Source organism: Paenibacillus sp. FSL M7-0896, from assembly GCF_037975415.1.
Taxonomy (GTDB): Bacteria; Bacillota; Bacilli; order Paenibacillales; family Paenibacillaceae; genus Paenibacillus_AQ; species Paenibacillus_AQ silagei.
Genome location: NZ_CP150250.1, coordinates 2,832,940 through 2,858,270, shown reverse-complemented (window position 1 = coordinate 2,858,270; position 25,331 = coordinate 2,832,940). Strand labels below are relative to the sequence as shown.

The window sequence follows — 25,331 nt, the reverse complement described above, 5'->3', positions numbered from 1 at the left end:
CTTAAGCGGGCAGAAACGGCTGCGCCGCCCTTATTCAAGGGACGGCACCATTTCAGGGGACTATTCCTCGCCGCGCGTTACTATAATACGGTCTTCATAGATTTCTTCAAGTGCAACACCGACATACTTATGCGATTTAGGCGCAACGATATCGGTCTTGCCGCCTTCACGGAGTGCTCTGGCCCGGCGGGCTGAAGCGACTACCAGGGAATACTTGCTGTCGACCTTAGTCACCAATTCGTCAATGGATGGATATAGCATGTAAGGCACCTCTTCATCTTTTACTGTAAATATGGACCAATCCTGTAGAACTTGTTCATCGCACCTTACAATGTTCGGCGATAATAATGCTTTCTATTCGCTTGCAGGCCAGATCAATCTCATCATTCACCACGGCATAATCATAATGCCGGATCAAACCGATCTCGTCTTCTGCCACAGACATGCGGTGACTGATTACATCAGGATGCTCTGTTCCGCGTCCGCGAATACGGTCCTTCAACTCGTCCATGGACGGGGGAAGAAGGAATACAAAGATCCCTTCGGGAAATTTCTCTTTGACCTTGAGAGCTCCCTGAACCTCGATCTCCAGAATAATATCTCTTCCGCTCTCAAGTGTTCTCTCTACAAAGTCACGCGGAGTACCGTAATAATTGCCTACGTACTCCGCATATTCCAGCAGCTTGTCGCCTTCAATCATATCGGCGAACTGCTCTCTGGATTTGAAAAAATAATTGACTCCGTTCTCTTCACCTGCACGCGGAGAGCGTGTGGTGGCAGAAACGGAATAGACGAGTTCAGGCATCTTCGGCCGCAGCGCTGTGCATACCGTACCTTTGCCGACACCGGAAGGGCCGGATAGTATAATCAGCAATCCTTTTGACATAGTACACTCCAATTGTTGTTATTCGTCGTTATCGTCGTCTTTGCTGGATAGGCGGTGAGCTACCGTCTCAGGCTGTACAGCCGAGAGAATCACATGGTCGCTGTCGGTAATAATGACAGCCCGCGTCCGCCTCCCGTAGGTGGCATCGATCAGCATATGCCTGTCTCTGGCCTCCTGGATAATTCTCTTAATCGGTGCCGATTCCGGGCTGACAATGGAAATAATGCGGTTCGCTGACACGATATTCCCAAAGCCGATGTTGATTAATTTGATTGCCATGTTCCGGTTGTTCCCCCCATAAGTAACATCATAGCTTGCTCCCTGGTTCCTGTCATTCCAGGTTCGCCGCCTGCTCCCGAATCTTCTCGAGCTCCGCCTTCATATCAAGCGTCAGATTCACAACCGCCAGATGACTGCATTTCGACCCTATTGTGTTGGTCTCCCTGTTCATCTCCTGGATGAGAAAATCAAGCTTGCGTCCGGCAGGCTCGCTGCCCAGCAGCAAGGCCCGGCACTGGCCGAAATGGCTGTGAAGCCGGGTCAGCTCCTCATCTATATTGCAGCGGTCGGCGAAAATAGCCATCTCCATGCCGAATTTATGCTCATCCCAGGGGAAGCTCCCGTCATTCAGCAGGTTAAGCCGTTGCCGCAGCTTCTCGCGCTGCTCCTCCACAACCAGAGGCGCATATCTGCTGATTCCGGCATGCAGCTCTTCCAGACGGTCAAGTCTGCGCGTCAGATCGGCCGCCAAATAGGAGCCTTCCCGTCCGCGCATCTCCAGCAGGGCCTCCAGACCAAGCTGGAGACCCTGCTCCAGAAGATCTGCAAGTTCTCCGGAGGAGTCAGCAACAGCCGTCTCTTCCTTCGGTTCCATTACACCGGGCATAGCAAGGATATCCCGCAGGGACAACTCTCCCTTGAAGCCATACTCCCGGACCAGTACCTCCGCTGCATCAAGATAGGAGCTCACCCTGCGGCGGTCCAGCACATGCGTGTCAGCCGCCCCGTCGGTGAGTTCTCTATTAATAATAACATCTACCCGTCCCCGTCTGATATGAGCCTGAACCATTCTGCGCAGCCTATCCTCATACCCCGTCCATTCCCTGGGCAACCGCAGCACAACTTCGCAGTACCGGTTATTCACCGATTTGACCTCGAACGTTATCTTGTGTCCGCCGTATTCCAGGGCTGACTGACCGTATCCGGTCATACTATATGACAACGGAATCACATCCATTACACTATTGTAATTGATTATTACTAGCGAAACAAGGGGGATAACTTACGTCCCTGCTTCTCCCAAATATACTCCAGCAGCTGCACGCTCATATCATAGAACATAAACGGCGTAATCAGATAGATTCCGTTAAAATGTGCAATAGCCGCATCCAGCAGCTCCTTGGCGATCAGCACCCCTTCGGCCCGTCCCGCTTCGCCTTCGAGTCCGGCCATCCGGCTGCGGACCTCGGCGGAGAGCTGAATGCCGGGAACCTCATTGTGCAGATACTCTGCATTGCGTCCGCTGGCCAGCGGCATAATGCCGATGAAGATCGGAATATCCAGGTGCTCAGTAGCCTTGGCAATCCGGGCAATCAATTCAGGATCATACACAGGCTGGGTCATAATATAATCCGCACCCGAGGCAATCTTCTTCTCCAGGCGCTCGACCGCTTTGTCCAGATGCTTGACATTGGGATTGAACGCTGCGCCGATGACGAACTTCGCGTTCTGCTTGAGCGGCTTGCCGGAGAAGGCCACGCCGTCATTGAGCTGCTTAATCATACGTATAATTTCAAATGAAGTCAGGTCATAGATCGAGCTTGAGCCGGGCAAATCCCCGAACCGGGCAGGATCTCCGGTCACGGCCAGCACATGGTCAATCCCCAGCGCGTCGAAGCCCATCAGATGCGACTGGGTGCCAATCAGATTGCGGTCACGGCAGGCAATATGCACCAGCGGCCGCAGGCCTGTGCGGGCCTGCACCAGATGCCCCAGCGCCATATTGCTCATCCGGGTGACAGCAAGCGAATTATCAGCCAGCGTCAGCGCATCGGCTCCGGCCCGGCGCAGCGCCTCTGCCCCCTTCATGAACTTCGCGATGTCCAGATCGCGCGGAGGGTCAAGCTCTACGATAACGGTGTGGCGTTCCTTGACCAGATCGACAAGCGTCGGTTCGCCGCCTCCCTGTCCCCCGTCATCCGCCAGATGCTCCTGCACCGCAATTCTCTCAGGCGCACTGAAGGCAGCGGGCTCAGGCAGCGGCTCCACCACATAGCCCTTCAGGGCAGCGGAGATCTCAGCGATATGCTTGGGGGTAGTCCCGCAGCAGCCCCCGATAATCCGGCTGCCCATATCCGCGAACACCGGAGCCATCTGTCCGAAATACTCCGGCGAGGCGCCATAGCGGTACTGGCCGTCTACATAATCGGCTACCCCCGCATTCGGATAGATCGACACCGGCAGCGCCAGCTTGCCCTGTAGCGTACCCAGCGCACGCTTGATCCCGTTCGGTCCGGTGTTGCAGTTGAAGCCGATCACATCGGCTCCGTCCTGCTGCAGAATATGGAACGCTTCCGGCAGGGTTAATCCATCCAGCGTCCGCGCCGAATCGTCCACAGCCAGCTGGCAGATTACCGGCAGCGTACTGAGCTTACGCACAGCCTTCAGCGCCAGATGAAGCTCCTCGACATCATAGAAGGTCTCCAGCATGATCCCGTCCGGCGCTTCCTCCAGAAGCGCGGCAATCTGCTGCGAGAAGAACTTCTTCAGCTCGGAGGAGGACAGATTCGCCCGTTTGCCTGCGCGGATCGAGCCGATGGCTCCGACTACATAACCATTCTCGCCTGCAGCCCGGCGGGCAATGCGGACTCCTGCCCGGTTGATATCCGCTACCTTGGCTTCCAGTCCGAACTTGGACAGCTTGTCGTAGTTCGCGGAATAGGTATTACTCTCCAGCAGTACAGCACCTGCATTGATATAGCTCCGGTGCACATCCTCAATGACCTCCGGTGAGGTCAGATTCAATTCCTCGTAGGAGATGCCGACAGGGAAACCCTTTTGATACAAAAAGGTTCCCATCGCTCCGTCTCCGACCAACACATTGTTCTCCCATGCAGAGCGCAAATCCGGCTTCACCGCAAGAACCTCCCCTTGACTGACATTAGTTTCATACTAATGTAACATAAATCGGGATGGATGATAAGCTTTAGCAGGCAAAAGAGGCGACCGTCCGTTATTCTTGTATGCCAGTCCGGCAAATGATTCATACTACGCTTAATCTTGCCAGAAGGAGACTGTAAGAATGAAGAAAAAAATAAGAAAACTGCTGCTGCGCAAATATGCCGTAATCCTCCTGCTGTCGGCGCTCTCGCTGCTGTACCTGTACATGCTGGACTGGATGTTCGGCTACGGCACGGAGAATATCCGCTATATACTGAATTATCTGCTCTATACTACCTCGGAGAAGCTGACTGCGGCTGTGCTGGTGCTGCTCCTTATCATACCTGATGTCATCTATTGGGTTAGCGGCCGTCAGCCCGGCCGGGGGGCGGAGAAATGATCGCGGACCGCCGTTACTATTACCAGCAGCGCCGGAACGACTATCATTAAATAGGGATACACCTTGTACAGCAGGGTCCCGCCCTCATCCAGATGTTCAATGAAGCTTCGTGCATCCAGCATCGAGGTGAAGAGGATAATCAGCGCACAGGGATAGAGCATTTTCCGGTACGGTATCTTGAAGAGGTCCGAAATTCCGATAAGCGCGGCAGCGAAGAAGACAGCCATTTTGAAAAACACCCCGATGATCAGCACCATCACCACGAAAATATCCACCCGCTGGATGATATCCGAAATGGAGATCTTGCTGATTGTCGGCATCAGCGGGAGCGGCGAACGCTCTACAATATCAGCACCCAGAACCGAAACATTCAGCGCCATGGTGAAGCTGAGCAGCAGCGCGGAGAACACCATGGCGGCGGCGATAATCCAAGGCCCTTTTTTGACACTGGACAGGTACGGCATCAGCATCGTGAAGCACACCATCTCCCCGAACGGAAACATATAATTCTGATGAATCACCGAGCGAAGCACGGGCTGAAAGCCATTCTCCAGTACAGGCAGCAGTCTGTGCAGATTAATCGTACCGGAGAGTATCAGCATCACGGTCCCGAACAGGCCGATCCCCAGAACGACAAACGCAAATACCATGGACGTTCTGCTCAGCACCTCCAACCCCTTATGCAGCACATAAGCTCCCGAGAGCAGCATCAGGGTGCTTAAGATAAACAGCGGAGTATGATGCATGGTTGACATTGCGAGCATGGTGCTGCCATCGCGCAAATCCCTGGCGGCCAGGTTTATGTAGAGAATAATGTAGAGCAGGCCTACAGGTGCCCCGATATATTTTCCGAGAATTTGCCGTGTATAAGCTGTAAAAGGCTGGTCCGGATGCTTGCGGTACAGATAGGCGTATCCCGTGAACATCATCAGCCCCGCCGCGCAGCCGAGCAGGATCGAGAGCCAGGCATCCCGGCCTGCCCCCATTCCCAGATTAACCACCAGCGCCGTGCCCAGCTCGAACAGCACCGTCAGGCTGAAGAATTCGACGAGTCCGATTTTGACCTTACCCATATTCTGTGGTCCTCCCCACCCGGTTACCTTACCGGCAGACTTAATGAATCTGAAAAGAGTTGCTGCGCATATCCGTATGCCGGATGACTACATCCGCATCGAACCGGATTTCACAGTCTGCGAATACGTCCTCCCAGTGGTCCCTGACCTTCTTCCAGCCGCGCGGATCCTTCCGCTGCAATGCCCGTCCAAAGCCGAGATAATCACTGCCCAATTCTTTGGCTGTGCTTATGGCTGCTTGGATATGCTTGACGCTTTCTTTTATGAGCCGGTCTGACAGCTCTTCCAGCACTTTAGGCGAGGTAAGATCGAGCGGATTCGGAGCTTCCTTGAGCGCAGCCTGCTGCGTGATTTTGACCGTAAAGACAGGATGCTCCGGGTCAGACGACTCGACGGCAAGTGACACCTGGGACTGATAGATGTTGAAGGAGAGATAACGGCCCTCCTGCTGCTTGAGCAGAACCGGGAACTCTTTGATCCGATTATGCAAAAGAACGGTACCGAGAGCAGCGTCACCCGTAAGCCAGCCCTTCAGCTTGTCATCCTTGAATGCCGCAAGGGAGGAGACTCTCAGGATCGACCGGGGTTCGATATTCTTCAGGCTGTCATTGCTGCCCGATGAGGGAGTCCACTCTCCTCTGGTGTATACCCCGTTGATCACCGGACCGCCTCCTCTGATCTGAATGCCCCGGATCACATCATCCACGGCCATCCGGAAGTTATAGCCGAACTGCTTGGAGGTCGTCTCCAGCTTCTCCACAAGATCATTGGCCGGGATTTTGCTGAACACGGTCATTGTGGACATGATCTCACGCGCAGGCTGTCCCTTGGAGATGAAAATCAGGCTGTTCAGCCGGGTATCGCTCTCCCGCTCCAGCACATCCAGAAGGTCCTTGATGCCTTCGCGGGCGAACGCCTCCGAGATCACCAGCACCCGCACATGTCCCAGGGAGAGGAAGCGTGCCGTCTGGCGGGAAGCGTCTGCCAGCGCCTCGAACATCGTGCGGCCTGTTCCTGTGTACAGCGCAACCGGCGATATACCTCTGCTCTTCTCTCCGGAGATTTCCTCCGCCACAATCACTTGAAAGGACAGCTTGTACCGCTCTGCCTCAGAGTCGCCCTTGTCGATCGCTACCCCCGAGACAATTGCCCGCCGGTTGAGTTCAACACTGTCCCAGCAGCCGGTAAGCAGCAGCATTGGAAGGACAAACAGTACACCTATGCCGCCGAAGATTCTATTCCTCACGGTTCTCCTCCTCAGTCCTGCTATTCTTGCGGATTAACGGGGGGAGCTGCTCTTCATGACCAGTCGTTAGCAGCATGTAGTCCGGCATTTCCTCGCGCATTTGTGCCGGCGGCTTGTCCGCGCCGTTCAGCCAGAGCGGCATTCTGAACAGTGTGTCCTTATGCCCTTTAATGGAGAGCGGCACGAAGGGGAAGAGATAAGGAACACCGAAGGATCTTAGGCTGCTCATATGTGCCACCAGCAGGATCAGGCCCAGAGTAATTCCATAGAAGCCGAATATACTGGCCATGATCAGAAAAGCAAACCGGATAATTCTCCCGGCAATCGCCAGGTTGTACGCCGGAAGGGCAAAGCTGGCAATCCCGGTCAACGCTACGACGATGACCATGATGGGCGCAATAATCCCGGCCTCTACCACCGCCGTTCCCAGGATAAGTGCACCGACCACAGAGACCGTCTGCCCGATGGCACGCGGCATGCGTACCCCGGCTTCGCGCAGGATTTCAAAGGCCAGCTCCATCAAGAGCAGTTCCACAAAGGCCGGGAAGGGCACATTCTCCCGCTGGGAGAGCAGATTGATCAGCAGCGTCGTCGGAATCATCTCATAATGATAGGTAGTCAGCGCAAGGTACACCGAAGGACCCAGAATCAGCACGAGGAAGCTCAAATAACGGACCAGCCGCATCAATATGGTAATGTCGAACCGTTGGGAATAATCCTCGGCAGATTGAAAAAACTGCGTAAACACCGCCGGAAGAATCAGTACAAACGGCGTTCCGTCCACGATAATTACCACCCGGCCTTCGAGCAGATTGCCTGCAGCCACATCCGGCCGTTCCGTATTGTAGATCGTAGGAAACGGCGTGAAGGTCTTGTCCTGAATTAATTCCTCGATGTACCCCGATTCCAGAATCTCATTGATGGAAATCTTGTTCAGCCGGTCTCTGGCTTCGCGGATCAGATCCTCCCCCGCAATCCCCTTCATGTACATCATCGCCACATGGGTATGGGTCTCCGAGCCGAGCTTCAAGACCTCCAGGTGCAGCTTGGCCGATTTGATTCTGCGGCGGATCAGGGCGATGTTCGTGGCCACTGACTCGACGAACCCGTCCTTTGGCCCCCGTACCACGAGCTGGGAGGTTGGCTCACTGACCGCCCGCTGCTCCCCGCCCCTGGTCCCGCACAGAATCGCTGCCCGGCAGCCCTCCAGCAGAATCGCAGTGTCCCCGGAGAGAATAGCAAGCATGATCTCCTTCCATTCCTCCTGGAGCAGCGCCTCACCTGTCTCCATTGCACGGCTAAGTATCTGCTGCGGAAGTGAAGCTTCTTCCCCGCGGCTATCAGCACCGCCATCCCTTCTGTCAAGGAACAGCTCCTCTGTATGATTCAGCAGTGAACCGAGTACGAATTCATTCACTGCCGCAGGGTCCGCCAGTCCGCTCAGATGAACAGCGGCCGCTTCCAGGCGGCGTTCTCCCCCGATCTGGATTCTGCGGATCTGGAGATCTGGACTGCCGCCAAGCTCCGTCTGAATATGGAGCAGACTTTGGGCGACCGTATCCGCAAGGCCCAGGGCAACACCACCCTCAGGTTGTCCCGGTCCCGGTGCAGTATCTGCTCCCGCATTCCGTGCTTTTCGGTTGGACCCTGACTTCATCTCCGCTCCTCCTCCCTGATTCTATGCAGAGTTCTATTATTCGCGGATATGCCTGCCATTATTCGGCTTTCATTTCATACTCCAGTTCCATACCGGCTCTGAATTACATAAAAAATCCCCTGCATCTGGCATGCAGGGGATTGCAAGTGGTTATATGGGAATCAAATATCAGATATCCACTGAGCCGGTATATACCACCTGGGCAGGGCCGGTCATATAGACATGATTGTCTTTCTCGTTCCATTCGATGAACAAGTCGCCGCCCTTCAGGCTGATGACCGCCGAGCGGTCCGTCACTCCGTTCAACACGGAGGAGACCAGAGTCGCGCAGGCGCCTGTTCCGCAGGCCAGGGTAGGCCCGGCACCACGCTCCCAGACGCGCATGTCCACGTGGCTGCGGTTCACTACGGTGGCGAACTCCACATTGACCTTACGCGGGAAGAGCGGGTGAACCTCCAGCTTCGGTCCCCAGCTTGCGAGATCGAACGATACTGCATCATCCACATAAATGACTGCATGCGGATTCCCCATGGAGACTGCGGTGAATCTGAACGCTGTGCCGTCCGCTTCAATCGGCTGGTCGAGCACAGGCTCCGCGTCGATCGCTACAGGAATCTGTAGTCCGGACAGGACCGGCTCACCCATATCCACCGTTACACTCTCCACAATCCCGTCCTTCACCTTCAGAGAGACCTTCTGTTCTCCGGCGCCAATCGTCTCAATGACAATCTGCTCCGATTCCACCAGACCATGCTCATATACATATTTGGATACACAGCGGATCGCATTGCCGCATTGCTCAGCCTCAGAGCCATCGGAGTTCATGATACGCATCATGTAGTCGCCGCGCTGCGAAGGGAGAATGTACACCAGTCCGTCTGCGCCGATGCCGAAGAACCGGTTGCACAGCTTAACTGCCAGCTCCGGGGCATTGCCCGGCAGCTCATCCTCGCCGAATACGATAATAAAATCATTGCCCAAACCGTGCATTTTAGTAAATTCCATTGTCAGGTCCACTCCTATAAGTAAGATCAGCTGTTTCCACATTCCTGGTTCATCATAAACCAAGCTTCTCAGTGAAACCAGCATACCTTATAGGAGTGGAGTGAGGCTATTGATTTTATGCTGAAAACTTTGTACTTTTTATCATCTGGCGTCCACCGCTGCGGCTGCGGTTCTTCTTGCCGCCCCAGACGCTGCCCGCTCCCATCAGGAAGGTCGGGATTCCGGACATCACCAGCACCAGGCACCATTCACGGAAGCTGAGCGGAACGGTCTTGAACACCGGCTGAAGCACAGGGAGGTACATTACAGCCAGCATTAAGAGGACAGAGGACAGGACAGCCAGGACCAGATATCTGTTCTGGAACGGATTCCGGTAGAAGACCGAGCGCGAGCTGCGGCAGTCGAACACATGAATGAGCTGTGCCATCACAAGGGTGGCAAAAGCAACCGACTGCGCGCGGATCAATTGCTGCGCGCTGCCTGGATCAATCCGCAGCGTCAGCCAGAAGGCGGCCAGGGTACAGAGTCCGATCAGCAGCCCGCGGCTGACAATCTTCCAGCCCAGCCGCCGGGCAAAGATGTTTTCTTTTGCACCGCGTGGCTTGTGCTCCATCAGATCCTTCTCCGGCTGGTCTACGCCCAGCGCCATTGCAGGTAAGCCGTCTGTAACCAGATTGACCCATAGAATCTGGATCGGAACCAGCGGCAGCGGCAGCCCGAGCATCATGGCGAAGAACATGGTTAGAATCTCGCCGACATTCGAGGCCAGCAGATACCGGATGAACTTGCGGATATTCTCATAGATATTCCGTCCCTCTTCAATGGCGGCCACGATGGTCGAGAAGTTATCGTCCCCGAGGACCAGGGCCGAAGCCTCCTTCGTCACATCCGTACCGGTGATTCCCATTGAGATCCCGATATCGGCGGCCTTAATTGCAGGCGCATCGTTTACTCCATCGCCAGTCATCGCTACGACATGGCCGTGGCGCTGCAACGACTTGACGATCCGCAGCTTATGCTCCGGAGATACCCGGGCGTAGACGAAGACATTGTCCGATACCTTATCGAGCGCATCATCGTCCATCCGGGTAAGCTCGCTACCAGTCAGAACCCTGCCGCCGCGCTGCAGAATGCCAAGCTGATGGGCAATCGCCTCTGCGGTCGTCCCATGGTCGCCGGTAATCATGACCGTCTTGATGCCTGCCCGGCGGGTCACGCTGATCGCATCGCGCACTTCCTTGCGCGGCGGATCGATCATCCCGGCCAGGCCCACGAAGACAAGCTGGCTCTCCGCCTCCTTCTCGCTGCCGGCCGTTTCTCCGCTCCGCAGATCGCGGTAAGCCATCCCAAGCACACGCAGTGCGCCGGAAGCCATCTGTTCATTGGCATCCAGCACCTTCTGGCGCAAGGTCGGCGTGCAGGGCACGACTCCGCCCTCCCACAGCATATACGTGCAGCAATTCAGGAGCACATCGGGTGCGCCTTTGGTGCAGATCATCCGGCCGCCGGGGTGATTTACAACCACCGACATCAGCTTGCGTTCAGAATCGAACGGAAACTCCGTCTCCCGGGTATAGGTTACAGCAAGCGTTTGGGCAGTTAGTCCCATCTTGGCAGACAAAGCGACCAGCGCACCTTCCGTAGGATCGCCCTTCAGTTCCCAGACCGGCTGAGCGTTAGCCCCTTTATCGGCCTCTGCGCCTTTGCCTTTCTTTTTGCTGCGCGTGTCGGGGAAGCTCTCATAAATCTCTGCGTTGCTGCATAATGCACCCACCTGAAGCATGCGCCGGAGACTCTGGTCATTCTTCAGATCAACGGGCCGGCCTTTCTGGAGCACACTTCCTACCGGAGCATAACCTTCCCCTGATACCTCAAGGGTCCGTCCGGCGTTCCAGAGCTGGGTGACTGTCATTTTGTTCTGCGTCAGGGTTCCTGTCTTATCCGAGCAGATGACGGAGGCGCAGCCCAACGTCTCTACCGAAGGCAGCTTGCGGACAATCGCCTTGCGCTTGATCATCCGCTGGACACCCAGCGCAAGCGCAATCGTCACAATGGCCGGAAGTCCTTCGGGAATAGCTGCCACCGCCAGACTCACCCCGGCCAGGAACATCGCCGTTGCCGGCTGACCATGCATAATTCCTGCCAGGACCACAACAATGGTCAGCCCCAGTGAGACGTAGATCAGAATCTTGCCAAGCTGCTCCAGACGGTGCTGCAGCGGGGTCTCCTGGGATTCGGTGTTCTGGATCAGATCGGCAATCTTGCCCATCTCGGTAGCCATACCGGTGCGGATGACCACAGCCCGGCCGGTTCCCCGGGTCACCATCGTACCCATGAAGCCGATATTCTTCTGATCGCCCAGCGGGATGTCTTCAGCATAGATCGCCGAGGCATGCTTGGAGACCGGCAGCGACTCCCCTGTCAGCGCTGACTCTTCGGCATAGATGCTGCTGCACTGCAGCCAGCGGACATCTGCCGGTATCCGGTCCCCGCTCTCCAGCAGGACGATATCTCCGGGGACCAGCATTCTGGCGGGAAGCACCTCCTGCTTCCCGCCGCGCATCACTTTGGCCGTAGGCGCGGAGAGCTGCTTCAGTGCTCTTAACGAACGCTCGGCGCGGAACTCCTGCACGAATCCGAGTACCCCGTTAAGCAGAATAATCGCGATAATCGTAATGGCGTCTAAGTATTCGCCGAGCAGGCCGGATACCAGAGTCGCCCCCATCAGCACCAGTACCATGAAATCCTTGAACTGATTGAGCAGCAGCGTAAAAGGTGATACCCTTTTGCCCTCAGACAGCTCATTGTACCCGCTCTCTTTGAGTCTTGCGGCGGCGTCCTCGGCGCTTAGCCCCGTTCCCGGCTGAACGCCGAACATCTCCTGCAGCTCCTCTGCACCGAGCCGGTGCCAGCTTTTTTGTTCCATAACTAATCTTTCCCCTCCCGGTCGTTTCTTGACTTCCGGCGGCGCACAGCTTTTCCACCTGTTCATGTCCAAGTGTATTCATGGTCGTCCCAAAATATCACCGCATCTGGGTTTCTCCTTTTGCGCGAACCGGTAAAAGTATGGCATCATAGAGGGAGTACTTTATTATCAGGCGACAGGAGAACCTTATCATGGCATTAGACGGCATTGTTACCCAAGCGATCGTGCATGAGCTTCAGCCCTTCATCGGTGCACGCGTCGGCAAAATATATCAACCCAGCACACATGACCTCATCTTCACCCTGCGCGGTGCGGGCGGCGGCGGCAAGCTGCTGCTGTCGGCGAACCCGACCTACCCCCGGCTGCACCTGACCGAGAGAAGCAGCATCAACCCGGCGGAAGCGCCGATGTTCTGCATGCTGATGCGCAAGCATTGTGAAGGCGGCACCATCGAGAGCATTACCCAGGTGGGGCTTGAACGAATTATTCATATCACCATCAGAACACGGGATGAGCTGGGGGATGTCTCCGCCAAAAAAATCATCATCGAGCTGATGGGACGCCACAGCAACATCATTCTGACCGAGCTGGCCACGGGGACGATTATCGACGGCATTCATCATGTCACCCCGTCAATCAGCAGCTACCGGGTCGTTATGCCGGGAGCGGCTTATACCCAGCCGCCGCAGCAGCATAAGCTGAATCCGCTGCAGATCAGCCAGCCGGATTTCCTTACCCTGATAGCCTCGGCAGAGGAAGCGGCCCGCTACGCCGCCGAGCATCCTCAGGAGCCGGAGGAGGATATGATCGAGGGCGAGATCGCCGGACTGCTGGCCTCACTTGAGGCACCGCAGGCTGACGGCTCCGGCGGCCCGGCCCCTTCAGCCGATCCGGCCGGCTGGCTGGTACACGCCTTCAGCGGCCTGAGTCCGCTGATCGCCGGAGAGATCCTCCACCGGTACAAGGAGATAGGCGGAGAAGCTGAGGATTTCAGCAGCGGGATGGATAAGCCCGATCAGCTCTGGGAAGCCTTCCATTCCGTCATGGAGCCGGTCAGCAAGTTGGAATTCGCTCCAGTCACCGGTTGGAATGCCAAGGGCAAGCCGGTATTCTCGGCCATTCCGCTGAAGCTCATGAGCGGGAATGTGAAGCATTACAGCTCCATAAGCTTGTGCCTGGAGGATTATTACGGGGACAAGGCGGAGAAGGACACGGTTAAGCAGCGGGTTAGCGACCTGATCCGCTTCCTCAGCAACGAGCGCAGCAAGAACATCAAGAAGCTGGCCAACCTGCAAAAGGATCTGAACGAAGCCGAGGATGCAGACCAGTTCCGGATCTGGGGCGAGCTGCTGTTCGCTTCCCTGCACACCGTGAACAAAGGCGACAAGGAAGCAAAGCTAGTAAACTACTATGATGAGAATCAGGCGGAGATTACCGTTCCGCTCGACCCGCTGCTAAGCCCTACAGACAATGCACAGCGGTATTTCAAAAAATATAACAAGTACAAGAACAGCCTGCGGGTGATCGGCGAGCAGGTCAAGAAGACACACGAAGAGATTGCCTATATGGAACTGCTGCTCCAGCAATTAGCCCATGCCTCACTGAATGACATTGAGGAGATCCGCGAGGAGCTGGTTAGCCAAGGCTATCTCCGCGACCGCAGCAAAAAAGGCAAGAAGAAAAAGAAGGCTGCCAGACCTACGCTGCAGGTATTCACTTCCTCTGAAGGGGTTGACATCTATGTCGGCAAAAACAATCTGCAAAACGAGTATGTCACCAACCGCCTCGCTGCTCCGAACGATACCTGGCTGCATACCAAGGATATTCCCGGCTCGCATGTGGTGATCCGCAGTGAGGAATTCGGCGATGCCACCCTGGAGGAAGCTGCTCAGCTCGCCGCCTATTACAGCCAGGCCAAGCAATCCAGCAGTGTGCCGGTGGACTGTACGCTCATCCGTTACGTGCGCAAGCCGAGCGGAGCCAAGCCGGGCTTCGTCATCTACGATCATCAGCGGACACTCTTCGTCACGCCCGATGAAGAGCGGATCAAGCAGCTCCCGAATGTGCTGCGGAGTTAAGCGGAAAACCGAACAGCAATGAGTTCGCTCAAGGCGCACGGGCCAAATGTATGTGGAAAACAGCATACATCATCCTCGCTCAAGGCGCACGGGCCAAATGTATGTGGAAAACAGCATACATTGGGTTCGCTCAAGGCGCACGGGCCAAATGTATGTGGAAAACAGCATACATCTGGCTCGCTCAAGGCGCACGGGCCAAATGTATGCGGAAAACAGCATACATTGAGTTCGCTCAAGTCGAGTGGGCCAAATGTATGTGGAAAACAGCATACATCTGGCTCGCTCAAGGCGCGCGGGCCCAATGTATGTGGAAAACAGCATACATCTGGCTCGCTCAAGGCGCACGGGGCCAAATGTATGCGGAAAACCGAACACAATAGTAGGTGGTTTCCTCTTACTAATCATGCGCTTTACTAACAGTAAGGATTGCTCCTACCAAAAAACCTCCGTCCTGTAGCGCCTGCGCTAAGGGTCGGAGGTTTTTAGTGTCTTGTGTCTTGTGTCTTGTGTCTTGTGTCTGGTATCTGGCGTTTTGTGTTTTTGTATCCTGCGCTCTTTGCTGTGTCCTACAGTCAGCCTCTGGCAGCCTTAAGCTGCTCCAGCACAGCGGCAGGCACACTCACACTGCCGAGATCCCCGTGGAAAACAACGCCCTGCCGCGCACCATGGAAATCCGAGCCGCCGGTTACCCGTAGGCCGAATTCCGCAGCCAGTGCAAGGTAGCGCTCATGCTCTGCCGGGCCATGATCGGAATGATACACCTCGATGCCGTCCAAATCACATTCCTCCACGATTCTGCGCACCAGTGCGTCATCCCCGTAGATTCCCGGATGGGCCAACACCGCTGCACCTCCTGCTTCACGAATCCACTGGCAGGCCGTCTCCGGGGTAATGCGCGGAGGCGAGACATAGGCCGCCGCCCCTTCACCCAGATACTTGTCAAAAGCATCCCGCATATCCACGGCTGCGCCCAGCCGCACCAGCTCATCCGCGATGTGCGGGCGGCCGATGCTCTCATCAGGCTTCAGCTTCCGGCCAAGCCCTGACACTACCTGCTCCAGGGTGATCGCAATGCCCAGCCCGCGCAGCTTCTCCAGAATTGCTTCATTACGCCCGAGCCGGATACCCCGCTGCTCCTCCAGGCGGGACAACAGCAGTTCCTGTTCTATGTCGATATAGTAACCGAGGACATGGATCTCCTTGCCGCTCTGCCGTGTGCTGATCTCTACACCGGGAACTACAGTAATCCCGTACCGCTTGCCTGCTTCCAGTGCTTCCGCTACTCCGCTGACCGTATCATGATCGGTAATGGCTAACGCTGCCAATCCAGCGTCGTAACCAAGCCGCACATTCTCTGCCGGCGGCTGCATGCCGTCCGAGGCCTGGGTATGGGTGTGCAGGTCGCATCTGCCGGCTATATCAGCAAGACCCGCTGTAGCTAACTCCGCCTCTGAATGCCCGCTATGACTTGTAGGGTCTGTCATGGAATTCCTCCGTTCTTTCAAGTAAGTTTACATGCTTTCATGCAGCTACACGCAGCTAGCTATGCATATCCGTTACTGTCCGCCGGCATGCTGGCGCAGAAAGCCTAGGAAGGTTACCGCCGAGATCGGCAGCAAGGTCGATTTCAGATGAATAGCGTAGAATTGCCGTTTGAAGGAGGCATCCGTCAGATTGACAATCTTCAGCAGGCCGAGCGCTACTTCATGCTTGACCGAGGAGGTCGAGATAATTGTAATCCCCAGCCCTGCCTCTACCGCCGACTTCACCGCCCCGGTACTGCCCAGCTCCATCACAATCTGCATCGCTGCAGGGTCAAGCCCGTTAGCCTCAAGCTGCTCCTCCATCACCCGCCGTGTGCCCGAGCCGCGTTCGCGCAGCACGAATGGATAGGCGAGCGCCTGCGCCAGCGTCACTTCCGCCTGACCGGCCAGCGGATGCTCATGGGGCACAATCAGCTTCAGCTCGTCGCCCATTACCGGCTCAATCACCATGTCCGGGTGGGAGACCGGCGCTTCAATCAGCCCGAAATTCAGCTGATGCTTATGAATCTCATCCATAATCTGTGAAGTGTTCATGACCTTCATCATAATTGAGATATTCGGATATTCCTTGCCGAAGGGCCCCAGCAGGCGGGGAAGCACATATTCACCGATGGTCAGGCTGGCTCCGAGCATCAGGCGGCCCTCCAGCATGTGGGTGAAGGCCGACATCGCCTGATCCGTCTCGCGCATCAGCTGCATGCTGCGCACCGCGAACGGCATCAGCGTCAGGCCGGCCTCGGTGAGTATGATTTTTTTGGTGGAACGGTCGAACAGCTTGGTTCCGAAATAATCCTCAAGCGCCTGAATCTGCATCGTCACCGCAGGCTGGGTCATATGCAGAGTCTGCGCCGCCGCCGAGAAGCTGCCCCGTTCGGACACGGTATAGAAAATATGAAGCTGATGAAAATTCATACGTTACTGACTCCTTCGCTAATTTCAGTCTTCAAGCAAAAAGGCACGCAGCCCTAAGCCGCATGCCTCCCTCGTTTCAAGTATCCTACTTGCGCCTGCGGCGTTTCTTGGACAGCTTCATGCGCCGGGAATGTCGCAGCCAGGAATAGTATCGCTTGAGATCCCGGAGCTGCGGAGTCACCGATATTTTGCCCAGAAAAGATACGATTACCATGACATACAGCGGCTCTCCGGAGAGGGCCGTGACGCCCTCAAGCTGCCTGAAATCAACCACGATCACCGTATCATTATCGATCAGATAGGCATTATAATCACTGTTCGAGTAAGGCCTCAGCCGGTTCTGCTTCAGGGCCTGCCAGATCCAGGCGGTCACCTCCACATTTCCGCTGTCCTCAGCAGCTACCCGGTCCGCATAACGGCTCTTGGCATGCCGGGTCAGCACGATGTCGGCAATCCCGTAGTTATTCAGCATGATATGGAAGGGTTCGTGCACCCCCCACCAGTCCATCCCCTTGCCCTGCATAGTCATCACACTCCACGTAAAAAGGGTCTTGGCATGCTCTTATTGTTGTCAATCTTACCGCATTGACGGCCGTTGTTCAAGCATACCGCCATCCCCGTGAGAGTTACATGGCGAAACCTCAGCTGCCCGTCCGGTGCATACTGATATCGCTGTCATCGACGTAGCTGCTGCCTCTGATCATTTTGCAGCTTTTTTTGAAGCGGGCCGCCTCTACAGACAGCTCCTCAATGGAAGCAAACCGGCGGCTGCGGTTCGTAACCACGGCAATCGAGATCGAGACCAGCGGGATCTCCTCCAGTTGTCCCGAACGGCTCTCGGTCAGCACGTATTTCTGGGCCAGATGTCCGGCATGATAGAAATCCTTAACCGCCGTATCGAACGCCGCGATGATGCTTCTGCAGCATTCCTCGTAGTGATAATCGCTGATAAAAATAATAAAATCATCCCCGCCGATATGCCCCAGGAATCCGTTCATCCGCAGCGCCTCATGCTTTAGCAGCTCCGCAGTGGCCTGAATCATACGGTCGCCTTCCTTGAAACCGTAGGTGTCGTTGTACGCCTTGAAATGGTCAAGATCGATGTAGAGCACACTGAATTCATCCTGCAGCAGCGACTTCACCATCCACTCGGTAATGCTGATATTCCCCGGGAGGCCTGTTAACGGATTCAGGAAGCTGGCGGCCACCGCCTGAATCTCCGCGAAGTTAAGCAGCAGATCCCGTACGCTAACCGCTCCGAACAGGGCCTTCTCATGAGTCACGATCACATAGTCGTACAGATTCTCATCCTGCCTCGACATCGCCTGCCTGCTTACCTCGATAATGGGCGTGTTATAGTCCACCACCAGCGGATTCTTGTCCATCACCAGTTCCACAGGTCTGCCCATATAGAGCGTGTACCCATACAGCGTACCTATTTTCTGATAAAAGCTGATCCTCATAATTAATCCGGCAGTCCGCCCGTTTTCCGTTACGGCTACGCCTTGGAGCTGGGGATTGCTTTTGAAAATCTGGTCCACAAACCCGCATTTGTGATGAATCGAAATGTCCGGGATTTGTTCAGCGATTTCACCGATCTGCAGAAACATGCTTACACCCTCCCTTGACTGGATACTGGAGCACCGGAGACGGAAGCGCTCCACGCTCAGGCCGATGAGCCGGTCTCCCGAGCACATAGCCAAGGGTCCCTGTCTTATTCATCTAATCCCCCGTATGCTTGTCTTCCTGAATTCAATAACTTCTCTTCAGCATAGATTGGAATTATTAAGCAGGGATAAACTTCGGGCCAGGGCATTGCCTTCTGCGCACCTTTTTTCACACTAACGACCTATTTCGACAATGCTCCTGCCCGGTTAATCGTATACAGCACAGGGATCGCCGCTCCAATGAGGATCACCCCCATGAATGCCGGTGCAGCCGGTCCAAGCGACACATAGAGCTGTCCGCCAACCAGCGGCCCGATCATTCTCGCCAGCGCCTGAATCGATTGGCTGCCCCCTTGAACCCGTCCCTGCTCGCCCGCTGCGGCAGATTTGGACAGCATTCCGTTGAACGAGGGCCCGAAGACCGAATCGCCGAAGCCGAAGATAAACATCCCTGCGATAAAAAGGGGATAAAAGGCGAACAAGGCCGACAACGCAAACAGGACATATCCAACAATTTCCGAGACCATTCCGAGGAGGGCGATTTGCCGGTCACTGTATCTTTTCAGGAGCTTCGGCATAATGAATCCTTGGGACAGAATATCCTGCAAGCCCATGATGGAGAACATCAATCCGATGATCACCGGCTTCCAGCTGAAATTATCCAATGTGAACTGTGAAAAAATAGCCTGGAATGAGCCATTCGGTATCCACAGCAGGAAGGCGGAGACAAACAGCCTATTGAGGTTCTTCATGGTCAGCAGGTTCGCAAGCTGCGTGAAGGGGTTCAGCCTGACTAAGGGGATTGCCTTCAGTCTCTTACTTTTCTCCAAACTCTCCGGCATGAACAGGAAGCCATAACCCACATTCAGTAATGTTACCGCTGCGCCAGCATACATGGGCACCGAATACCCGAACTTGGCCAGCAGCCCGCCCATCGACGGACCAATAATAGTACCGGCCCCTACCACCGCGCTCACCCAGCCAAAGTACTTGGTCCGTTGCTCCGGCGGAAGAATGTCTGCAAAATAAGCGAAGATTGTACCGATGCTCCCGCCTGTGATCCCTTCAATGATCCGCCCGGCGAACAGCACCCATAAAGCCCCTCCAAGGCCAAATATGAAGTAACCGGCAGCCGAACCCAGCAAGCATAGCAGAAGCAGCGGACGTCGTCCGTATTTATCACTCAGCGCACCCAGCACAGGCGCCGCACAGAACAGGCAGGCCGCATACACTGAGGTCAGCAGGGTAATCATCACCGCTTGTTTTCCGGGATCGCTAATGTAAGGCTGGACGAGGAATGGAACCACAGGAGCTATGATACTGAAGCCTATTCCGCATAAAAATACTGAGATTAGACCGAATATAAGCGCGTGCTTATCTACTTTTGGTTCTGAAGGTTGATCTTGATTGTCAGCTGGTTTGGATGTGGACATGTATCTTCTCTCCTTAGAGTTTATGATTTGTTTCCCAAGAAACAATATTATCCTAGCACACTTTTGATTCCAAGGAAACAAAAAAATAAACATAAAAAAACACCCTGCCGGGTGAAAGTAACTCTGCCTGTAATATTCTGCTGAAGTATAGAGGGGAAATTAATCTTCTTCCGTGCTGTTCTCCAGCTCCAGCTCCTGCTCCTGCTTCTTAATCTCTTCATCCAAATGCCTATTGTACTTCTCCATGAAGCTGAGCATACCGGCATACTGGCTATCGGTCACCTGCTCAAACACGGGTCTGTCCCGCTCCCGGAACTCACGGTGCAATTCGTCATGGATCTGATACACAGCCTTCCCTTGACCGGTAAGCCTGAAATAGATTTCCTTCTGATTGTCCGGCTTCTGATAGCTCTCGATAAGCCCCTTGTGCAGGAGCTTCCGTGTAATCTTGCTGATCGCCCCTCTGGTCATGTACAAGGCCTCTGCAAGCTTGGTCACGTTGACGTCTGCATGTCGTCCGATGTATTCAATACAGTGCACCTCCGAGGGTTTATTGCCCTTAAGACTGATCTCCATCTTGGACTTGTTCAGCCAGCTCATCTTATTGAATAATTCCCGGAAAGCGGTTAAGACCTGTTCCTCTTTGTTCATTGGTGGTCCCCCTCTTAAAAAAACAGACGCCAGCGGCGTCTGTCTAAATAACCCTTATCCCTGAACTACAGACCGTAGTACTTGGACTTGTCCGGTCCGTTGCTGGTATATTCCGTCTTCAGTTCATTGCGGTACGAACGCTCAATCTTGCGCACATAAGAAAGTCTGCGGACATTCTTCATGACTTCCTCGGCGCGCTCCGCATTGACGTACATTACCGCATAGTGCATTTTACGGGAAACGTAGTGCAATGTGCCGTACTTCTCCAGGTTGCGCGCCGCCTTGACGTCGCTAACCCATACAATATAACCTGTCCGTTCCGCAAACATAAGCTCATCCGCCTCTCTTTCTCTATCTCCTCACGGGTCAGCTTATCCGCAGGAGCATTTGCCGCCGCTGCCGCATCCGCCTTTGGGGGACGGATCATTGCTGGGAACCTTAATACTGTCCGAGACCGAGAATGCGATCGCCTCAGACATGGAATGAAGAATATCATCCAGCGTCTTCTCCGCATTCTTGAAGCGGACCACCGCTTCGAACTGCTCCAGCTCCCGCTCTACAGCCTCAACCTCATCCTTGGCCGAGTGATAGTTCGGGTGAAAATGACCAAACCGCTGTGTCTCGTCAAACAGCTCCTTCTTGCCTTGCAGCCGCTTGATCATGGCCTGGATTTGGGGATGGTTATCTACCTGTCCCTTCCAGTATAGGTAATCCGACACTTCTGCGGATTGATTAATCATATCGCCTAATTCATAGGCGTATGTCAGCACTTCAGCCATATCGACCGTATTTAATTCCGCTACGCTCATGAACTTCAACTCTTTTCTGCATTTAATGTTCTACCGCAGCGATAGACTACCTTATCATAACATATCCGCCCGCCTCAGCAGAAGAAGAATTTCTGTGCTTAAGCGGATGCAGCAGCTGAATTTCCTGCCAGTCCTCCGCTGCAAGCTCCGTCTCCTCTGCTGTCTCCGTTCCCGGGAGCAGCAGAATGCCCCGTACCTTCCATGGGCGTCCGCTGATCCGTTCAGGAATGAAATCCGCCGCCTTGCCCCCGTAGGAGAGCCGGACCTTGATTCCCCAGCTTAGGGCCTGCTCCATTACCTTTTGCGCTGTAGTGACATGATACTGCCTCCACTGATTGAACCACATCTGCGGCACGGCCTCCTCACCCGGCAGCTCCAGCATCGGGGGGCCGCCCCTGTCCAGCGGCAGGAGCTTCGGGGACGGGCCCGTTCCCAGCAGGCCCCGTTCCCCGGCTGCGGCAGGGAGCTCGTAGCGCAGCACTGGCTCGTCCGGCCCAGACAGCCCGAACAGCCGCTGCTGGCCCGCAGCCCCGTTCAGGTCCCCTGTCCTTACGGACGGCGCCAGACCGGCGGCTGCTAGCTCCTTGCGCAGCTGACCGGCAGCCTCCGGCCGGACGATGAAGTGGAGCGGGCCGATGCGGGTAACGATGTCCTGCAGCCGGGGATGGGCGGCGATGATCTCGCCCTCCTGCTCTCCGGCGCAGGACAGCAGAAGAACCTCCGCCAGTTCGGTCCGCCCGATCGCTCTGGCCCACTGCCGGAGCGCCAGTAGGACCTGCTCCGGCAATCCTCCGGCGGCATGGGCGTTCAGCCAGGAGATCACTTCACCCGGGGCGAACCCCTGGTCCGCCGCGGCTTCCAGCCGCTCACGGGTCAGCCGGAAGCTCCAGAGATCCTCGTGATGCAGCAGCTCCGCACACCCGGCCAAGGTCCAGCGGACCGTATAAGGGACCTCCGGTGGTACCAGCACCTCGAAATCCGGCTGAACAATGAAGCCGGGGGACGCGGAAGCCGATGCTTGCGGCAGCGGGCTACATGCGATTTCAGCTGCTACGGGTCTCTGCGGGCTGAGGACGGTATCTTGAGCTTCGGCGGCGCTGTCCAGGATTGCTTGGCTGTGTGAGGCTATGCTTGGACTGCTGCTGGCTGTTTCCGGGTTACTGTCCGCTTCTTCTGCACCCTCTTGATGCTGCGGGGTTATTCCTAGGCTATGTCTGGTCAGCTGCGGCTTCCTTGCCTTCCAGCGGAAGCACTCCGCCCTTTCTGCTGAAGACCCCAGCTCACACCAGCCGAAGGCGGCCAGAAGGCGAATCCAGGCAAGTGACGCCTGCTTAAGCCCTGAGTCTGAGCCTGTCCCTGCTGCCCCCGGCACAGGCTGCTCCCCGGCTAGACCATTCTGCCTTATCCAGCTTAGAACAGGCTCTACCGCAAACCACTCGTCCGTCTTAAACTCTGCTGCCGAGAGCAAATGTCTGAAATGCTGCTCTTCAGGCAGCGGAGCACCGTAGCGGCTGATTACCAAGGTGTAGAGCGTATCCGTCATCTCTTGTGCGGTAAGAGCCAGCCAGCGTTGCAGCATCGGTCTGTCTACTCCATACCCGCTGTTATCGCGGGTAATCAGCCCCAATACGCTCAGCAGATCAATGATTAATGTAACCGGCAGCGGATAGCTCTGGTGACCGGCCGAGGACTCAAGGAGGGCCAGAGACTCCTCCGGTATGGACAACCTTCCGGCTAACCGGCCAAGCTGCTTCTTATGTATCACTCCCTTAGAGGTCAGAGGCAGGCCTTCCTGGGCTATGAACAGCAGTCCCTGAAATAGCTCCCCTGCCAGTTCTGAACACGCTGCATGCTCCACCCGGACTGCCCCCTCCACCCGCACCTGCGGGCAGCCCGTCCAGAAGCTCCGCAGGATCAAGGGATACTGCTGCTGCGGAATCTGATACAGCCGCTCCCCCCACACCTTCTGACGCAGCTCCAGCATCCCGGTGTGAAGCAGTTCCTCCAGGGCCAGCGACTGCTCGGCTCTACACAGGAATTCAGGCCGCAGCCGCTCTGCAGAATCCGCTGTACATAGCGAAGCCGCATGCTCTGCCGCTATCCGCAGCAGCACTTCACAAGCATCCGCAGACAGCTTGCTGATATCATTTGCCGGTTCCAGTTCCATCAGAGAACAGCTCCTTCCGCCGGGTCCAGCATCCGGACCCCGTATTCGTAGCCTTGCTCTGTCAGGAACATCCGGCGGCGCAGGGCGAAGTCCTGCTCCCGGCTGTCTCCCGTGACCAGCGTGTAGAAATACGCCCGGTTATCCCCCGGCTTCGGACGAAGGATGCGGCCCAGCCGCTGAGCCTCCTCCTGCCGGGAGCCGAAGGCGCCGGATACCTCAATTGCTACTGAGGCATCCGGTAGATTCACAGCAAAGTTCGCAACCTTGGAGACAATCAGCACCGGCAGCTTGCCATCATTAAACGCAGCGTAGAGCGCATTCCGCTCCTTCTGCGGAGTCTTGCCCGTGATCAGAGGGGCCGCCAGCTCCAGCGCCAGCTGCTCGAGCTGGTCGAGGTACTGGCCGATCACAAGAATCGACGCTGCGGGATGCGCCGCAGCAATCTGCGCTGCAGCCTGCGCCTTAGCCTGATTAACGGCCGCCAGCCGGAACTGTTCCTTCGCACCGGCATACATATATTGCTGCCGCAGCTTCTGGTTCATCGGAACGATGACCTCGATGCAATCGACAGCTGCAATCCATCCCTGCCGCTCCAGCACCTTCCAGGGCAGGTCGTAGCATCTCGGGCCGATCAGGGAGAACACATCCCCCTCCCGCCCGTCCTCCCGGACCAGCGTTGCTGTCAGCCCCAGCCGCCGCGTAGCCTGAATATCTGCGGTCGCCCGGAAGACAGGTGCCGGAAGCAGATGGACCTCGTCATAGATAATCAGCCCCCAGTTTCGTTCATGGAACAGATTCATGTGGACAAACGCTCCTCCCTTGGAGCGCCTGTGGGTCAGCATCTGATAGGTTGTAACGGTTACCGGCCGCACCTCCCGGTGCTCTCCCGTGTATTCCCCGACCTCATCTGCGCTCAGCGTGGTCCGCAGCAGCAGCTCCCCGCGCCACTGTTCTACTGAAGTCGTGCTTGAAGTAATGATCAGTGTCTCGCACTGCAGCTGCTCCAGCACCGCAAGGCCGACAACTGTTTTGCCTGCCCCGCAGGGCAGCACGACCACACCGCTGCCGCCATGTCCGCCGGTTCCCTGGAACTTTCGGACAGCCTCCCGTTGATAATCCCGGAGCCTGAATTCGGCGCTGCTCTCTTCACCCGTTCCCCTTAGAGTTTCCCGCCAGGCCATCTTCAGCATCTGCCCGTCCCGGTACCCGGCATAGTCAAGAACCGGATAACCCAGTCTGGCCAACTCCTGCTTCAGCAGACCCCGGTTCATCTTCGGACAATGGCTATGCAGCTCCCCGGTCCGGCGCAGGCCCAGCTCCTTCAGCTTCTGAGAGTCATCCAGTTCATCCAGCCGGCTCGCCCGGTCAGCGGTTAACGTAACAAGCTGCGGATCACTCTCATCCGCATGCAGATGCAAGCTTCCGTAACGGGACATCAGCAGCTCCATCTCCGCCTCGACCCCAGAAGGAATGCCCCACCTGGACAGCCTGCGCAGTCCTTCAATGACCTCTGCCGCTGTCTGTCCCCCGGCTGCGGCGTTCCATAGGGACAACGGCGTGATCCGGTAAGTGTGGTAGGCTGGAGGACTTTTGACAAGCTCGGCGAATCCGCTTAGAACAGCCCGTGCCTCCTCAAATCCCGGATGTCCGCATTCCAGCAGAATTGTCCGGTCATTCCGTGTGATGCATGGCCCCGCCCCTGCTCCGCTCATCCTATT

At 55.9% G+C, this 25,331-nt stretch carries 22 protein-coding genes; 2 read left to right on the top strand and 20 right to left on the bottom strand.

The window, feature by feature from the left end; genetic code table 11:
• Positions 1 to 60: 60 nt before the first annotated feature.
• The 5 genes from rpoZ to MKY12_RS11955 are packed head-to-tail and all read right to left on the bottom strand — an operon-like array spanning position 61 to position 4,021.
• Positions 61 to 261 carry a DNA-directed RNA polymerase subunit omega gene (gene rpoZ, locus MKY12_RS11975; protein ID WP_036694519.1) on the bottom strand — a complete coding sequence of 67 codons (201 nt, stop codon included), beginning with the start codon at positions 259 to 261 and terminating at the stop codon, positions 61 to 63.
• 55 nt (positions 262 to 316) lie between these two features.
• On the bottom strand, positions 317 to 886 hold the full coding sequence (gmk, locus tag MKY12_RS11970) for a guanylate kinase (RefSeq protein ID WP_036694520.1): 570 nt from the start codon (positions 884 to 886) through the stop codon (positions 317 to 319).
• 18 nt (positions 887 to 904) lie between these two features.
• Entirely contained in the window at positions 905 to 1,165 is a 261-nt protein-coding gene (locus MKY12_RS11965) for a DUF370 domain-containing protein (protein WP_006209218.1), read from the bottom strand.
• Positions 1,166 to 1,217: 52 nt separating this feature from the next.
• Positions 1,218 to 2,108: a YicC/YloC family endoribonuclease gene (locus tag MKY12_RS11960; RefSeq protein ID WP_339256034.1), complete on the bottom strand. Its 891-nt coding sequence runs from the start codon at positions 2,106 to 2,108 to the stop codon at positions 1,218 to 1,220.
• A 38-nt stretch (positions 2,109 to 2,146) separates the two neighbouring features.
• Entirely contained in the window at positions 2,147 to 4,021 is a 1,875-nt protein-coding gene (locus tag MKY12_RS11955; protein ID WP_036729413.1) for a bifunctional homocysteine S-methyltransferase/methylenetetrahydrofolate reductase, read from the bottom strand.
• Between the two features lie 166 nt (positions 4,022 to 4,187).
• Between MKY12_RS11955 and MKY12_RS11950 the strand changes: the two genes are divergently transcribed.
• Positions 4,188 to 4,445 (top strand): hypothetical protein, encoded by a 258-nt coding sequence (locus tag MKY12_RS11950; RefSeq protein WP_339256031.1) that lies wholly within the window; start codon positions 4,188 to 4,190, stop codon positions 4,443 to 4,445.
• On the opposite strand, the gene MKY12_RS11945 is transcribed toward MKY12_RS11950, so the two are convergent.
• The 5 genes from MKY12_RS11945 to MKY12_RS11925 form a co-directional block, all read right to left on the bottom strand.
• Entirely contained in the window at positions 4,418 to 5,518 is a 1,101-nt protein-coding gene (locus MKY12_RS11945) for a GerAB/ArcD/ProY family transporter (RefSeq protein ID WP_339256029.1), read from the bottom strand. The two genes, MKY12_RS11950 and MKY12_RS11945, sit on opposite strands and share 28 nt — an antisense overlap.
• A 40-nt stretch (positions 5,519 to 5,558) precedes the next feature.
• Positions 5,559 to 6,764: a Ger(x)C family spore germination protein gene (locus tag MKY12_RS11940; RefSeq protein WP_339256027.1), complete on the bottom strand. Its 1,206-nt coding sequence runs from the start codon at positions 6,762 to 6,764 to the stop codon at positions 5,559 to 5,561.
• A complete protein-coding gene (locus tag MKY12_RS11935; protein WP_339256025.1) occupies positions 6,754 to 8,421 on the bottom strand; it encodes a spore germination protein in 1,668 nt (555 codons plus the stop codon). Before MKY12_RS11935 ends, MKY12_RS11940 begins: the two co-directional genes overlap by 11 nt.
• A gap of 168 nt (positions 8,422 to 8,589) precedes the next feature.
• Positions 8,590 to 9,426, bottom strand: a complete 837-nt coding sequence (gene dapF, locus MKY12_RS11930) for a diaminopimelate epimerase (RefSeq protein ID WP_339256023.1) — start codon at positions 9,424 to 9,426, stop codon at positions 8,590 to 8,592.
• A 115-nt stretch (positions 9,427 to 9,541) separates the two neighbouring features.
• Positions 9,542 to 12,352, bottom strand: a complete 2,811-nt coding sequence (locus MKY12_RS11925) for a calcium-translocating P-type ATPase, SERCA-type (RefSeq protein WP_339256021.1) — start codon at positions 12,350 to 12,352, stop codon at positions 9,542 to 9,544.
• Positions 12,353 to 12,543: 191 nt separating this feature from the next.
• On the opposite strand from MKY12_RS11925, the gene MKY12_RS11920 reads away from it, so the two are divergent.
• Entirely contained in the window at positions 12,544 to 14,430 is a 1,887-nt protein-coding gene (locus tag MKY12_RS11920; protein WP_339313935.1) for an NFACT RNA binding domain-containing protein, read from the top strand.
• A 572-nt stretch (positions 14,431 to 15,002) separates the two neighbouring features.
• On the opposite strand, the gene MKY12_RS11915 is transcribed toward MKY12_RS11920, so the two are convergent.
• The 10 genes from MKY12_RS11915 to MKY12_RS11870 form a co-directional block, all read right to left on the bottom strand.
• Positions 15,003 to 15,914: a PHP domain-containing protein gene (locus tag MKY12_RS11915; protein ID WP_339256017.1), complete on the bottom strand. Its 912-nt coding sequence runs from the start codon at positions 15,912 to 15,914 to the stop codon at positions 15,003 to 15,005.
• Positions 15,915 to 15,986: 72 nt separating this feature from the next.
• A complete protein-coding gene (locus tag MKY12_RS11910; protein ID WP_339256015.1) occupies positions 15,987 to 16,886 on the bottom strand; it encodes a selenium metabolism-associated LysR family transcriptional regulator in 900 nt (299 codons plus the stop codon).
• Positions 16,887 to 16,971: 85 nt separating this feature from the next.
• Positions 16,972 to 17,415, bottom strand: coding sequence for a hypothetical protein (locus tag MKY12_RS11905; protein WP_339257441.1), 444 nt, complete (start codon positions 17,413 to 17,415; stop codon positions 16,972 to 16,974).
• Positions 17,416 to 17,527: 112 nt separating this feature from the next.
• On the bottom strand, positions 17,528 to 18,496 hold the full coding sequence (locus MKY12_RS11900; RefSeq protein ID WP_339313933.1) for a GGDEF domain-containing protein: 969 nt from the start codon (positions 18,494 to 18,496) through the stop codon (positions 17,528 to 17,530).
• 239 nt (positions 18,497 to 18,735) lie between these two features.
• The gene (locus MKY12_RS11895; protein ID WP_339313932.1) at positions 18,736 to 19,986 is read right to left on the bottom strand and encodes an MFS transporter; all 1,251 of its coding nucleotides are present in this window, start codon (positions 19,984 to 19,986) and stop codon (positions 18,736 to 18,738) included.
• 159 nt (positions 19,987 to 20,145) lie between these two features.
• Positions 20,146 to 20,637 (bottom strand): MarR family transcriptional regulator, encoded by a 492-nt coding sequence (locus tag MKY12_RS11890; RefSeq protein WP_339313930.1) that lies wholly within the window; start codon positions 20,635 to 20,637, stop codon positions 20,146 to 20,148.
• Between the two features lie 65 nt (positions 20,638 to 20,702).
• Positions 20,703 to 20,966 carry a YlbG family protein gene (locus tag MKY12_RS11885; protein WP_036694997.1) on the bottom strand — a complete coding sequence of 88 codons (264 nt, stop codon included), beginning with the start codon at positions 20,964 to 20,966 and terminating at the stop codon, positions 20,703 to 20,705.
• Positions 20,967 to 21,008: 42 nt separating this feature from the next.
• Positions 21,009 to 21,446, bottom strand: a complete 438-nt coding sequence (locus tag MKY12_RS11880; RefSeq protein WP_036729443.1) for a YlbF family regulator — start codon at positions 21,444 to 21,446, stop codon at positions 21,009 to 21,011.
• 46 nt (positions 21,447 to 21,492) lie between these two features.
• Positions 21,493 to 23,613 (bottom strand): helicase-associated domain-containing protein, encoded by a 2,121-nt coding sequence (locus MKY12_RS11875; RefSeq protein ID WP_339313929.1) that lies wholly within the window; start codon positions 23,611 to 23,613, stop codon positions 21,493 to 21,495.
• Entirely contained in the window at positions 23,613 to 25,325 is a 1,713-nt protein-coding gene (locus MKY12_RS11870) for a DNA repair helicase XPB (RefSeq protein ID WP_339313928.1), read from the bottom strand. The genes MKY12_RS11875 and MKY12_RS11870 overlap by 1 nt, the downstream gene beginning before the upstream one ends.
• Positions 25,326 to 25,331 lie beyond the last annotated feature (6 nt).

Excerpts from the sequence above, each read along its gene's own strand:
- dapF (WP_339256023.1), bottom strand. The coding sequence starts at position 9,426 with ATGGAATTTACTAAAATGCACGGTTTGGGCAATGATTTTATTATCGTA.
- gmk (WP_036694520.1), bottom strand. The coding sequence starts at position 886 with ATGTCAAAAGGATTGCTGATTATACTATCCGGCCCTTCCGGTGTCGGC.
- MKY12_RS11905 (WP_339257441.1), bottom strand. The coding sequence starts at position 17,415 with ATGACTATGCAGGGCAAGGGGATGGACTGGTGGGGGGTGCACGAACCC.
- MKY12_RS11925 (WP_339256021.1), bottom strand. The coding sequence starts at position 12,352 with ATGGAACAAAAAAGCTGGCACCGGCTCGGTGCAGAGGAGCTGCAGGAG.
- MKY12_RS11880 (WP_036729443.1), bottom strand. The coding sequence starts at position 21,446 with ATGAGCGTAGCGGAATTAAATACGGTCGATATGGCTGAAGTGCTGACA.
- MKY12_RS11950 (WP_339256031.1), top strand. The coding sequence starts at position 4,188 with ATGAAGAAAAAAATAAGAAAACTGCTGCTGCGCAAATATGCCGTAATC.
- MKY12_RS11890 (WP_339313930.1), bottom strand. The coding sequence starts at position 20,637 with ATGAACAAAGAGGAACAGGTCTTAACCGCTTTCCGGGAATTATTCAAT.
- MKY12_RS11915 (WP_339256017.1), bottom strand. The coding sequence starts at position 15,914 with ATGACAGACCCTACAAGTCATAGCGGGCATTCAGAGGCGGAGTTAGCT.
- MKY12_RS11895 (WP_339313932.1), bottom strand. The coding sequence starts at position 19,986 with ATGTCCACATCCAAACCAGCTGACAATCAAGATCAACCTTCAGAACCA.
- MKY12_RS11900 (WP_339313933.1), bottom strand. The coding sequence starts at position 18,496 with ATGTTTCTGCAGATCGGTGAAATCGCTGAACAAATCCCGGACATTTCG.
- MKY12_RS11965 (WP_006209218.1), bottom strand. The coding sequence starts at position 1,165 with ATGGCAATCAAATTAATCAACATCGGCTTTGGGAATATCGTGTCAGCG.
- MKY12_RS11875 (WP_339313929.1), bottom strand. The coding sequence starts at position 23,613 with ATGGAACTGGAACCGGCAAATGATATCAGCAAGCTGTCTGCGGATGCT.
- MKY12_RS11935 (WP_339256025.1), bottom strand. The coding sequence starts at position 8,421 with ATGAAGTCAGGGTCCAACCGAAAAGCACGGAATGCGGGAGCAGATACT.
- rpoZ (WP_036694519.1), bottom strand. The coding sequence starts at position 261 with ATGCTATATCCATCCATTGACGAATTGGTGACTAAGGTCGACAGCAAG.
- MKY12_RS11910 (WP_339256015.1), bottom strand. The coding sequence starts at position 16,886 with ATGAATTTTCATCAGCTTCATATTTTCTATACCGTGTCCGAACGGGGC.
- MKY12_RS11870 (WP_339313928.1), bottom strand. The coding sequence starts at position 25,325 with ATGAGCGGAGCAGGGGCGGGGCCATGCATCACACGGAATGACCGGACA.
- MKY12_RS11945 (WP_339256029.1), bottom strand. The coding sequence starts at position 5,518 with ATGGGTAAGGTCAAAATCGGACTCGTCGAATTCTTCAGCCTGACGGTG.
- MKY12_RS11920 (WP_339313935.1), top strand. The coding sequence starts at position 12,544 with ATGGCATTAGACGGCATTGTTACCCAAGCGATCGTGCATGAGCTTCAG.
- MKY12_RS11885 (WP_036694997.1), bottom strand. The coding sequence starts at position 20,966 with ATGTTTGCGGAACGGACAGGTTATATTGTATGGGTTAGCGACGTCAAG.